The 12,141-nt window shown below is 42.7% G+C and carries 15 protein-coding genes; 14 read left to right on the top strand and 1 reads right to left on the bottom strand.

Going from position 1 to position 12,141, the window contains the following annotated elements:
• The first annotated feature begins 20 nt into the window (after positions 1-20).
• From QFZ73_RS05995 to paaX, 14 genes are all read left to right on the top strand, one after another.
• Complete coding sequence (locus tag QFZ73_RS05995) at positions 21-1,037, top strand: NAD(P)/FAD-dependent oxidoreductase (RefSeq protein ID WP_307264132.1); 1,017 nt, start codon at positions 21-23, stop codon at positions 1,035-1,037.
• Between the two features lie 18 nt (positions 1,038-1,055).
• Positions 1,056-1,295 carry a ferredoxin gene (locus tag QFZ73_RS05990; RefSeq protein WP_251435781.1) on the top strand — a complete coding sequence of 80 codons (240 nt, stop codon included), beginning with the start codon at positions 1,056-1,058 and terminating at the stop codon, positions 1,293-1,295.
• 127 nt (positions 1,296-1,422) lie between these two features.
• On the top strand, positions 1,423-2,379 hold the full coding sequence (gene paaA / locus QFZ73_RS05985) for a 1,2-phenylacetyl-CoA epoxidase subunit PaaA (protein WP_251435778.1): 957 nt from the start codon (positions 1,423-1,425) through the stop codon (positions 2,377-2,379).
• Between the two features lie 18 nt (positions 2,380-2,397).
• Positions 2,398-2,757 (top strand): 1,2-phenylacetyl-CoA epoxidase subunit PaaB, encoded by a 360-nt coding sequence (gene paaB / locus QFZ73_RS05980; RefSeq protein WP_061461908.1) that lies wholly within the window; start codon positions 2,398-2,400, stop codon positions 2,755-2,757.
• Positions 2,747-3,547: a 1,2-phenylacetyl-CoA epoxidase subunit PaaC gene (paaC, locus tag QFZ73_RS05975; protein ID WP_307264124.1), complete on the top strand. Its 801-nt coding sequence runs from the start codon at positions 2,747-2,749 to the stop codon at positions 3,545-3,547. Before paaB ends, paaC begins: the two co-directional genes overlap by 11 nt.
• Before the next feature lie 26 nt (positions 3,548-3,573).
• Positions 3,574-4,071, top strand: a complete 498-nt coding sequence (paaD, locus tag QFZ73_RS05970; RefSeq protein WP_251435772.1) for a 1,2-phenylacetyl-CoA epoxidase subunit PaaD — start codon at positions 3,574-3,576, stop codon at positions 4,069-4,071.
• Positions 4,072-4,091: 20 nt separating this feature from the next.
• Positions 4,092-4,397, top strand: a complete 306-nt coding sequence (locus QFZ73_RS05965; RefSeq protein WP_034314904.1) for an EthD family reductase — start codon at positions 4,092-4,094, stop codon at positions 4,395-4,397.
• Complete coding sequence (locus QFZ73_RS05960) at positions 4,394-5,170, top strand: enoyl-CoA hydratase/isomerase family protein (protein ID WP_251435769.1); 777 nt, start codon at positions 4,394-4,396, stop codon at positions 5,168-5,170. Before QFZ73_RS05965 ends, QFZ73_RS05960 begins: the two co-directional genes overlap by 4 nt.
• A gap of 10 nt (positions 5,171-5,180) precedes the next feature.
• The gene (locus QFZ73_RS05955; protein WP_307264114.1) at positions 5,181-5,954 is read left to right on the top strand and encodes an enoyl-CoA hydratase-related protein; all 774 of its coding nucleotides are present in this window, start codon (positions 5,181-5,183) and stop codon (positions 5,952-5,954) included.
• 22 nt (positions 5,955-5,976) lie between these two features.
• Positions 5,977-7,494 carry an aldehyde dehydrogenase family protein gene (locus QFZ73_RS05950; protein WP_307264111.1) on the top strand — a complete coding sequence of 506 codons (1,518 nt, stop codon included), beginning with the start codon at positions 5,977-5,979 and terminating at the stop codon, positions 7,492-7,494.
• A gap of 119 nt (positions 7,495-7,613) precedes the next feature.
• Complete coding sequence (locus tag QFZ73_RS05945; RefSeq protein ID WP_307264108.1) at positions 7,614-8,486, top strand: 3-hydroxyacyl-CoA dehydrogenase; 873 nt, start codon at positions 7,614-7,616, stop codon at positions 8,484-8,486.
• Positions 8,483-9,691 carry an acetyl-CoA C-acyltransferase gene (locus QFZ73_RS05940; protein WP_251435757.1) on the top strand — a complete coding sequence of 403 codons (1,209 nt, stop codon included), beginning with the start codon at positions 8,483-8,485 and terminating at the stop codon, positions 9,689-9,691. Before QFZ73_RS05945 ends, QFZ73_RS05940 begins: the two co-directional genes overlap by 4 nt.
• Positions 9,692-9,753: 62 nt before the next feature.
• Positions 9,754-10,530, top strand: a complete 777-nt coding sequence (locus tag QFZ73_RS05935; protein ID WP_307264105.1) for an enoyl-CoA hydratase-related protein — start codon at positions 9,754-9,756, stop codon at positions 10,528-10,530.
• 85 nt (positions 10,531-10,615) lie between these two features.
• Complete coding sequence (gene paaX / locus QFZ73_RS05930) at positions 10,616-11,497, top strand: phenylacetic acid degradation operon negative regulatory protein PaaX (RefSeq protein ID WP_307272624.1); 882 nt, start codon at positions 10,616-10,618, stop codon at positions 11,495-11,497.
• Positions 11,498-11,593: 96 nt separating this feature from the next.
• Here the strand turns inward: paaX and QFZ73_RS05925 are convergent, their stop codons facing one another.
• Complete coding sequence (locus QFZ73_RS05925) at positions 11,594-12,106, bottom strand: gamma carbonic anhydrase family protein (RefSeq protein ID WP_307264103.1); 513 nt, start codon at positions 12,104-12,106, stop codon at positions 11,594-11,596.
• Positions 12,107-12,141 lie beyond the last annotated feature (35 nt).

Genomic DNA, 12,141 nt, shown 5'->3' with positions numbered 1-12,141 from the left:
GCTGGAAAGGAGGGTGCCGGATGAGCGAACAAGAAAATGTAGTCGATGTCACGATTATTGGTGGAGGCCCAGTAGGGCTATTTACAGCTTTTTATGGCGGCATGAGGCAAATGTCTGTCAAAATCATTGAAAGTTTGCCACAGCTTGGAGGTCAATTATCAGCGTTATATCCGGAGAAGTATATTTATGATGTTGCCGGATTCCCAAAAGTGAGGGCACAAGAGCTGGTGAATAATTTAAAAGAACAAATGAAAGCGTTTAAACAAGAGGTTTGTTTAGAGCAGGCGGTAGAAATGATCGAAAAGCAGAAGGATGGCATTTTTAAACTCACTACAAATAAAGAAGTCCACTATTCAAGAACGATCATCATCACGGCGGGCAATGGTGCTTTCCACCCGAGAAAATTAAAAATTGATACGGAAGAAAAGTTCCAAGGTAAAAATCTTCATTATTTTGTAGATGACCTAAATTCGTTCATGGAAAAGGATGTTATTGTTTTTGGAGGCGGTGATTCTGCCGTTGATTGGGCTTTAATGCTCGAGCCTATCGCAAATCGTGTGACGATTGCACACCGTCGGGGAAAATTCCGTGCTCATGAACATAGCGTTGAAAACCTTACGGACTCTGACGTTGAGATAATGACTCCTTATATACCGATTGAATTACGTGGAGCAGAAGAAATTGAACAAGTGGTGCTCGAAAACGTGAATAACGGGGAAGAAGCGATCCATAAAGCGGATGCAGTCGTGGTTAACTATGGGTTTATCTCTTCTTTGGGTCCGATTAAAGACTGGAATCTGGAAATTGAAAAAAATGCGATTGTCGTTAATTCAAGAATGGAAACGAACATTCCGGGCATTTATGCCGCAGGGGACATCTGCACTTACGAAGGGAAAGTAAAGTTGATAGCTAGTGGGTTTGGAGAAGCACCTACTGCAATCAGCAATGCAAAAGTATTCATCGATCCATCTTCAAAAGTGCAGCCCCTTCACAGCACAAGTCTAATGGAAGAGAAGAAAGAAACAATCATGAAATAGGAGAAGGAGGAAGGCATCTTGGCTAAATATACAATTGTGGATCAAGAAACTTGCATTGCTTGCGGTGCGTGCGGTGCCGCTGCACCGGAAATCTTTGATTACAATGATGAGGGAGTGGCATTTGTCATCCAGGATGAAAATGAAGGAACTGCAGAGGTCGCGGAAGATTTATTTGATGATCTGGAAGATGCAATGGAAGGCTGTCCAACAGAGTCAATTAAAGTGGAAACTTCGCCGTTTAAGGTTTTAGTTGAATAAAAGAATCGTAGAACCCCTGATAATTTCCTTTTATTTTGAAAAAAAACGGAATAGTCTTGCAATAAATATAACAGTAAAATATAATAACGTTATATAAACGTTATATAATAAAAAAGAGGTGATTTGAATGAACGTTCTTTTAAATGATATGGCAGAACAAGAAAAACTGAACCAATTCATTGCCAGAATCGAAGCTGGGGAAAAGATAGAAGCGGATGATTGGATGCCGGAAGATTATCGGGGCACCCTCATCAAGTTAATATCGATGCATGGCATCAGTGAAATCATGGGGGCGCTTCCAGAAAAGGAATGGGTACCTAAAGCCCCGACCTTAAATAGAAAACTTGGAATCATGGCAAAGGTGCAGGATGAAATGGGGCATGGGCAATTATTGCTTCGAGTCGCCGAGGATTTGCTAAAGCCGTACAGCAAAAAACGGGATGACCTTATGCAAGATTTATTTAAAGGAGATTTAAAGTTTCATAATGTCTTCCATATGGAAGCCAAATCCTGGGGCGATGCAGGATTGATTGGCTGGCTGGTTGATGGGGCAGCCATCATTTCCCAGACGAATATGCTTGGCGCTTCATATGGACCATATGCACGAGCTTTACAGAGGATTTGCGCGGAAGAAGTTTTTCACGCCCAGCATGGTGAAGCGATAATCATGGCTTTGGCTGAAGGAACGGAAGAACAAAGGAAATTGGTTCAGGACTCCATCAATTATTGGTGGGAATCTTTGTTACTTTTCTTTGGACCTCCCAGTAAGAATGAAGTGGGATCATCCAAACAGGATGTAACGATAAAGTACAGAATCAGAACCAGTACCAATGAAGAGCTTCGCCAAGGCTTTTTGTCTAAATATGTGAAGCGAATCCTTTCACTTGGTTTTACCATTCCAGATGAAACACTTAGATTTGATAAAGAATCTGAAACATGGATTTACCAACAACCCGATTGGGGGAAATTGAAGGTCATCGCAAGAAATGAAGGGCCCTGTTCGCAGGATCGCTTAAGTCTTCGAAGAACTTCTTATGAAAATAATAAATGGGTACGTGAGGCGTTAGCGCCAAAGGTCATCTAAGAGAGGGGGAAGGACGATATGGAAACTAGACAAGAAAATTACTTTGAAGAATTTGAAGTATTTAGCCGTAAAACGCAAACTTCACCCGTTCAATATCATTTTAGCCTCCTGGCACCCAATGAGGATATCGCCATCATGATGGCACAAGAAAATTTCATGAGACGTGAAGCGGTTGATGATATCTGGGTCGTTAAAAGACAGAATATACGAAAAATGACGATTGAGGAAAAGAAAACGCTTCAACGTATTGATAATAAAGATTACCGAACCACAAAAGGGTATGGGTATTTAAAGAAAAAATGGCGGAAGTATGAGCAGGGAATGCTCGATGAAAAAGAGATAATGTCTTGGGCGGGAGGCGTGAAAAATGAGGAATGAACCATTGAAGAACATAGTAATCAAGGAATTGCTGCTTCAACTGGCGGACGATGATTTCATCCATTCATATCGTGGTTCGGAATGGCTGGGACTCGCACCGCATATCGAAGAAGATGTTGCATCCTCCTCGATATCTCAAGATACGATGGGGCATGCAGCCATATTTTATAAATTACTGGATGAACTCGGTGAAGGGGATGCAGATAAACTGGCTCACGACCGTCCCGCTAAAGAACGGCGTAATGCGATCATCCTCGAAGTGGTCAATGGTCCAGGGTACTATTTGAAAGACCCGGATTATGATTGGGCTTTTGCGGTAGTGCGGAATTATTTTTATACCCAAGCCAAAGCGATTAAGGTTCAATCCCTTCATTCAAGTTCATATGAACCGCTTGCCGAAGTGGCACAAAAGGTACAGATGGAACTTTACTATCATTTGATGCACTGGAAAACATGGTTCGTCCAATTGCTGGGTTCTGGTCACGAAGAAGCGGTTTCGAGAATGATAGCAGCGATTGAGAAAACAATGCCGGATTTCGCTGGCGTATTTTCACTTGGACAATATGGAGAAGAAATGGTGGAGCTTGGCTTGATAGAAAGCGAAGCTGCCTTACAGAAGAAATGGATCGAGGCTGTCACCCCAATCTTTGAAAGTGTAGGCTTAGCAACAACTCTTGAAATTGGAATGGCCCAAGGTGATGGACGCAATGGACAGCATACGGGAGATTTGGAAAAGGCGCTAGAAACGTTAAGTGAAGTGTACGCAACCGATAAAGCAGCTTCATGGTGAATCAATAGAAAAAGGGGAGGGGTATCATGTCGACCGTACTGATAAACACAGAAGAAATATATAAGCTCCTGGAAGACGTTAAAGATCCCGAAATTGATACAGTTAGTATTTTGGATTTAGGGATGGTTGAAGACGTGACGGTTTCGGGCCGGGACGTTTCGGTGAAAATGCTGCCAACTTTTTTAGGGTGCCCGGCATTGTCCATCATTCAAAAAAATGTGGAATCCGCCATAAAACAGCTGCCAGCCGTAAAAAATGTAAGCGTGGAATTTTTACGGTCCCCTTCCTGGACATCTGATCGAATTACGGAAAAGGGGAAAGCTGGATTGAAGGTTTTCGGAATCTCCCCTCCTCCTCGACAAATGAAAAAAGATGGATCTTGGCATGTAGATTGCCCGTATTGTGAATCTACATATGTCACGATGGAAAATATATTCGGTCCAACGGCGTGCCGCAGCATTTTATATTGCAAAGCATGCAAAAATCCTTTCGAAGCGATGAAACCGATGATTAAAATGATTTAATAAAATGGAGGTTCTATAAAATGGTAAAGTTAATCGCCCTATACAAACAACCTGAAAACAAGGAAGAATTCGATGAGCACTACTTCAATGTACATGGTCCGATAACGGAAAAAATTCCCGGTCTTCAAAAAATGGAGGTCACTAAAATAGTCGGGACCCCAATGGGCAAAGACTCTGAGTATTACATTCTATGTGAAATGTATTATGAAGACCACGATGCACTGCAACAAGGAATGCGTTCCCCGGAAGGAAAAGCATCAGGGAAAGACCTGATGGGCTTTGCTGGGAAACTAGTAACGATGATGATTGGCGAGGAAATAAAATGAATGCGCTTCAATTCATTGAAACGTCAATCGAGGATGGCATTGGTTATATCTTTTTAAATCGGCCGAAGCAACTGAATGCCCTTAACAGGAAAATGGTAAGGGAAATAGTTTCAACTATGGAAGAATTCGATTTGGACCCTCAAGTGAAGGTGATTTTGCTAACGGGCAATGGAAAAGCATTTTCTGCTGGAGCTGATATTGACGAGATGGTGAACGACAATCCAATCAGTATGGAGTTAACTAACCAATTTGCTGATTGGGACCGAATAAGCTTAGTCAAGAAGCCTGTGATTGGTGCGGTGAAAAGTTTTGTATTCGGTGGTGGTTTTGAACTTGCTTTATCCTGCGATTTCTTGATTGCCGCTAGCGATACCCAGTTTTCCTTTCCGGAAGTGACATTAGGAGTCATGCCTGGTGCAGGAGGAACCCAAAGGCTAACGAAATTGGTAGGCAAGACGAAGGCACTTGAATGGATATTGACGGCTGAAAGGATAAAGGCAAAGACAGCTCTGCAATATGGTTTCATAAATAAGATCGTTGCTCCTGAATTGTTAATGGAAGAAACAGTCGATTTTGCAGGAAAGATAGCAAAGCAACCTCCGTTAGCTGTAAGGCTGATTAAAGAATCCGTCAATAAAGCCGTTGATTACCCCTTATATGAGGGCATGCAATTTGAACGGAAGAACTTCTATATTCTTTTTGCATCAGAGGACCAAAAAGAAGGGATGAAAGCATTTGTTGAAAAAAGAGAGCCTAATTTTACAGGCGGATAAGGGGTGCTCTATGTACGAAACTATCACATATAGGGTTGAAAACGGAGTGGCTTGGCTTACTTTGAACCGTCCTGATAAACTTAATGCCTTTACGTCCCAAATGAATAAGGAAATACAGAAAGCGATCAAAATATCTGCGGGTTCCGCTGAAGTGCGGGCCATTATCATTACAGGGGAAGGCAGGGCCTTTTGTTCGGGGCAGGATTTATCTGATGTTGATGAAAGCATGAATTTAGGCCAGATGCTGCGCGAAGACTATGGTCCGATGATGCTGCAAATAGCAAGCTGTGAAAAACCGATCATTGCAGCGGTCAATGGAGTGGCTGCAGGGGCTGGATTCAGCCTTGCACTGGCATGCGATTTCCGGCTTGTTTCTGAAAAAGCCAGTTTTTTAAATGCTTTTGTCAATATCGGATTGATTCCTGATTCGGGAAATCTTTATTACCTTTCGCGGATCGTTGGTCATGCGAAAGCCTTGGAATTATCTTTATTGGGGGAAAAGGTCCCTGCTGCCGAGGCGAAAAATATCGGGCTCGCTACAAAAGTGATCGGTGCGGAAGAATGGAACGGGCAATTGAAAGCCTTTGCAGAGAATATCGCAAACAAACCAACGAAAGCAATAGGCTTAATCAAAAGATATTTAGAGGCATCCTATCACCTTTCATTAGAAGAATACTTAAAAGAAGAAGCGGAGGGTCAGCGAATTGCCGGCTTAACGATGGATTATGCTGAAGGTGTGGCAGCATTCAGTGAAAAAAGGAAAGCTCAATTCATAGGCAAGTAATATAGAAAAGGGAGTGGATTACATGGTTAAAGTTCAAGAGTCAGCATTTGAAAAAGCGGAAGTGAAACGTGATTATTATCATCTGATCATTAATGGAGAAAGAGTCGAAAGCTCTAATGGATCCACAATCGACGCGTACAATCCTGCGACTGGTGAAATCATTGCCAAGGTTGCAAAGGCGACTAAAGAAGATGCAGAAAGAGCTGTTCAAGCTGCACGTGAAGCATTTGATAATGGGAAATGGAAGAAAACTCCGATTAATAAGCGGTCTCGTGTATTGAACAAAATTGCAGCAATCATGCGTTCACGCTTCAATGAATTGGTTGAATTGGAGGTTCTGAACAGCGGTAAATCCATTTCCGCAGCGCAAGGCCAAGTCATGCAGGCAATAGAAGATTTCGAATTTTATGCAGGCGCTTTAGTTGGACACCGCGGAACTGTCAATAATGTACCTGGTCAATTCCATAACTATACGGAGAAAGAGCCAGTAGGTGTTTGTGCTCAAATCATTCCTTGGAATTACCCGATGATGATGGCAGCGTGGAAAATTGCACCAGCAATCGCAGTTGGCTGTTCAGTCATTGTTAAGCCAGCTTCTCTAACGCCGCTGACTGCCATTGTATTAGGGGAAATCTGTTTAGAAGCAGGTGTTCCTTCGGGAGTGGTCAATATCATTCCAGGTCCTGGATCGGACGTAGGGAACTACCTTGTCGAGCATCCGAAAGTGAATAAGGTGGCTTTCACAGGTTCTACGCCAATCGGCAGGGATCTAATGGGCAAAGCTTCACAGACATTAAAAAGGGTGACATTGGAGCTTGGCGGAAAGTCCCCGAATATTGTCTTTGAAGATGCGGACCTTGAAGCAGCTATCGATGGATCCTTATATGGCATTTTCTACAATACTGGACAATCTTGCGAGGCAAGATCCCGTTTATACGTACACGAAGACATATACGATGAGTTCGTTGCCAGATTCGTAGAAAAAACGAAGAAATTGAAATTGGGCAATCCACTCGACAAAGAAACACATGTCGGTGCAGTCATAGATCAAGGGCAATTGGATGTCATCGACAATTATGTGCAATCTGCCATTGCTGATGGAGCGGAAATCCTGACAGGAGGAAAACCAGCGGTTATCGAAGGTTTCGAAAGCGGTTATTGGTATGAGCCGACGGTCATTGCGAAGGTCAATCATGAAATGGATGTAGTGAAAGAGGAAATATTCGGACCGGTTGTTGTCATTATGAAATTCAAAGATGAAAAAGAAGCCGTGAGACTCGCGAATGATACGGAATTCGGTTTGGGTTCAGCCCTATGGACAAAGGATGGCGGGCGTGCGACTCGAGTGGCAAATCAAATCGAAACGGGAATCGTCATGGTGAATTGCCCATTCTCCGCATTTCCTGGAACACCTTTCGGAGGCTATAAACAGTCAGGATTCGGCCGGGAACTTTGTATTGAGACACTTGATCTTTATACAGAAACGAAAAGTATCATTTCCTATCATGGAAGCCGTCCCTTAAATCCCTTTGGAATTTAATAAAATATAAAATAGGTGGCTGGCTGAACGGTATGTCGGAAAAGTAATTCAGGTATGGATGAATGCTGATCTGATTACATTGTAGCCAGCCCTATTTATTTTTAAGGAGGAATGAACGAATGATTAGAAATCTAGTGATTGTCGGATCTGGTGTCATGGGCAGGGGAATAGCCTATGTAGGAGCAACAGGGGGCTTTAACGTAGTATTGGTGGATGTGAATCAAAATGCATTGGAAAGTGCAAGAAAAGAGATCGATACCATTTTTGAGAAGGGTGTGCGCTACCAAAAAATCACCCAGGAAGAAGCGGCAGCCGCAAAAAGTAGATTTTCGTATTCTTCCGATTTGAAAGAATCAGCAGCATATGCCGATTTAATCATAGAGGCAGTTCCGGAAAAGGCAGAAATAAAGAAGGGTGTCTTCGAAACAATTGAAGAACATGCAAAAGAAGGCTGTTACTTTGCAACTAATACTTCCACGATGAGCCCGACGGAAATTGGTTCTTATGGAAAGCGTCCTGAAAAAACGATTGCCATGCATTTCTTCAATCCTGTACAAAAGATGCCACTTGTTGAAATTGTACGTGGTCTTGAAACAAGTGATGAAACGGCAGCCATAATAAAAGAGGTAGCTGAAAAAATGGGAAAAGAAACCGTGGTCATTAATGAATTCCCTGGGTTTGTAACCAGTAGAATCAGCTGTTTGGTAGGTAATGAAGCGTTCTATATGCTTCAAGAAGGTTTAGGAACACCAGAAGAAATCGATAAGGCAATAAAGTTAGGGCTTAATTACCCAATGGGACCATTTGAGCTAGGGGATTTGGTGGGATTGGATGCCCGTTTGAATAATTTAAAATATTTATATAGTAAACTTGGCGAGAAATACCGTCCGGCGCCCCTCCTTGAACAGTATGTTAAAGCTGGCAGGCTCGGCCGCAAGTCTGGCAAAGGTGTGTACGATTATACAAAAGATGGAGAGCTGGTGAGGAAATGAAGGATGTTGTGATTGTCGATGCTGTGAGAACGCCAATCGGAAGATATAAAGGAGCTTTGAAAAGCGTTCGGCCGGATGACCTCGGTGCAATTGTAATCAAGGCGCTTACCGATCGCAATCCAGAGCTGCCACCAGATCAAATTGAAGATGTCATCTTCGGAAATGCAAATCAAGCAGGAGAGGATAATCGCGATGTGGCTAGGATGTCCGCCCTTTTAGCTGGTCTTCCGGTAAACGTAGCTGGAACGACAATAAATCGTTTGTGTGGATCCGGACTGGATGCCGTTATGTATGCTGCACGCTCTATAGCAGTAGGGGAAGGCGATATTTATATCGCAGGCGGGACTGAAAGCATGACAAGGGCGCCGTACGTCATGGCCAAACCTGAGAGTGAATTTCCGCGGGGGTCAATGGAGCTTCAGGATACAACTATCGGATGGCGTTTCACGAATGAGAAACTTAAAGAAATGTATGGCTCGGACTCCATGCCTCAAACAGCCGAAAACATCGCCCAGCGTTTTTCGGTTTCAAGGGGGGACCAAGATCAATTCGCGTTTCAAAGCCAGCAAAGAGCGAAAAAAGCAGTGGAAAATGAGCGTTTCATTAATGAAATCGTACCTGTTCGATATACGGATCGTAAAGGGAATGAGGTCATTTTCGATAAAGATGAACACCCCCGTCCTGACACGACCATCGAAAAGTTGGAAAAACTCAAACCTATCTTTAAAGGTGGCACTGTAACGGCCGGTAATGCTTCCGGTGTAAATGATGGTGCCTCGGCATTACTATTAATGAGTGCAGAAAAAGCACGGGAGCTTGGATTAAAACCTCTGGCCAAATATGTTGTAGGCGCGGTAGCGGGCTTAGAACCGTCCATTATGGGCCTTGGTCCAATTCATGCCACTAAAAAGGCATTGGAGAGGGCAAATTTAACGATTGAAGACATCGGGTTAGTTGAATTGAATGAAGCATTTGCTTCCCAATCCGTAGAGTGCATCCGCCAATTGAAATTGGATCAGGAGAAAGTGAATGTCAACGGCGGGGCGATAGCATTTGGCCATCCACTCGGTGCAAGCGGGGCGCGTATTTTAACAACACTTGTTCACGAAATGAAAAAGCGGAATGTACGCTATGGTCTTGCAACGATGTGTGTCGGTGTTGGCCAGGGTATATCCGCCATTATAGAAAATATTGAAAATGATTGATGTTAGGCCCTTAATAGTTTTTTTTGCATAGGGGTCATTTTCTTAAAAAAGGGAGAGGGCTCATGTCTAAGATTATTTATAAAGTGGTAAATCAAATCGGCTATATAACAGTGAATCGACCTGACGTATTGAATTGCTTCGACTATGAGACACTTTCTGAACTGCAGGAAGTCATCGATTCAGTTTATATGGACGGCGATATCCGTGTCGTTATTTTCACGGGTGCAGGGGAAAAAGCATTCAGCGCGGGAGCGGATTTGAAAGAAAGGAAGTCTTTGAATGATGCGGAAGTAAGAAGGAACGTTAAAGCGATTCGCGATGTTTTTAATAGTATCGCAGGGCTTCCGCAGCCAACCATAGCTGCCGTCAATGGGTATGCATTGGGGGGAGGATTTGAATGGCTGCTTTCATGTGACTTTGCAATCGCTGCTGAAGGTGTTTCTTTGGGGCTCACTGAAACTAGCTGGGCCATTATTCCTGGGGCAGGCGGTACACAGCGGCTGCCGAGATTGATTGGGGAAATGAAAGCGAAGGAATTAATCTTTACTGCTAAAAAATTGACGGCAGAAGAGGCATGTCAATTAGGGATCCTTTTGAAGGTCGTGCCAAGGGATCAACTTATGTCAGTCTGTGAGGAATTGGCAGCAGACATCATGAAGAATGGGCCGATTGCTGTAAAACAAGCCAAATATGCGATTGCCCAAGGAATGAATACAGACTTGCAAACCGGAATGGCCATAGAGGGAAAAGCCTATGAATTGACCATCCCGACTCAAGACAGATTGGAAGCACTCCAAGCATTTAGTGAACGGAGAAAAACGCAATTTACGGGTAAATAATATTGCGCTTTCATTTGAAAAAGATATAATAATTATTATGTCTTCCGTTTGAAAATAGTAACAATGTAAGGGTGAGGTGAGAAAGATAGGTACTAATACTCAATCCATGATTTTTACGATATACGGCGATTATATCCGTAACTATGGAAGTAAAATCTGGATAGGCAGTTTAATTCGTTTGTTAAAGGAATTCGGTCATAATGAGCAGGGCGTTCGTGTAGCCGTTTCACGAATGGTCAAGCAAGGGTGGATTCAGTCAGAGAAGCAGGGAAATAAAAGCTATTACTTTTTGACTGATCGCGGTGTGCAGAGAATGGATGAAGCGGCCAATCGCATATATAAGATGAAACCGAATGAATGGGACGGGAAATGGCGTATTTTAATGTACACGATCCCTGAAGATAAGCGGCAATTACGGGATGATTTCCGTAAAGAATTATTATGGAGCGGGTTTGGCAGTTTTTCAAGTGGTTGCTGGATTTCGCCTAATGATTTGGAGAAACAAATCAATCGCTTGATCGAGAAATATGACATCAATGAATATGTTGATTTTTTCATTTCGGAGTACAAAGGTCCAAAAGAAAACCAATCGCTTGTAGAGAAGAGCTGGCATTTAGAAGTGATTGAAAATAAATATGAAGAATTCATCGAGAAATACAGCAAACAATTCATAGTTCATCAAAGCATCATTAGCAGGGGGGAAATGTCCGATGCTGATTGCTTTGTAGAACGAACGAACTTGGTGCATGAATACCGTAAGTTTTTATTTATCGACCCGGGCCTGCCAAAGGAACTGTTGCCTTCAAAGTGGAACGGGAATCATGCTGCTCTTTTATTTAGCCAGTATTATCAAGTCTTGGCTGAACCAGCAAGCCGTTTCTTTGAAAGCGTATTTCAGGAAAACAATGATTTATGCCGGAAAAACGAAACCTATGATGCTAAGGATCATCCTCTTATCATTAAGTGAAAAAGAGCTTCAGCCAGTCGCTAATGACTTGCCGGAGCTCTTTTCTACATTTTTTATGGTCAACTAAAGACAACGGCGAAATTCTCTTTGTGATTTTTAATCAAGTATCCCTTTGAAGTCCTTTCCTTTTTGAACATACGTATCAATCGAAAGTTGGATCAATTCAAGATCTTTATCATTCAATCTGCGAACCACTTTCCCCGGGGAACCAATGACCAGAGAACGTGGAGGTATGCTTTTGCCAGAGGAAATCAATGTATTCGCTCCGATAATGCATTCTTCGCCGATTTCTACATTATCCAATATCGTTGAACCCATACCGATAATGGATCGTTTTCCTATTTTACAACCATGTAGGATAACGTTGTGACCAACCGTCACTTCGTCTTCAATGACAACTGGGCATCCTTCAAATAAATGAATGGTGGAGTTATCTTGAATACTGCATTTTTCTCCTATTGTGATTGAATCTTCATCACCGCGCAGAACGGAGTTAAACCAAATGGTCGATTCTTTCCCAATCGAAATATCACCGATTAAATGGGCACCAGGTGCAATGAAAACGGTATCATCAATAGAAGGCTTTTTATTCTTGTACGGAATAATCATAGTATCGCTCCTTTTGGAAAAGTCAGAATTGTTTT

This window comes from Peribacillus sp. V2I11 (genome assembly GCF_030817135.1).
Lineage (GTDB): Bacteria > Bacillota > Bacilli > Bacillales > DSM-1321 > Peribacillus > Peribacillus simplex.
Note: the sequence above shows the minus strand (reverse complement) of the source record. Positions and strands in the feature narration are given on the sequence as shown.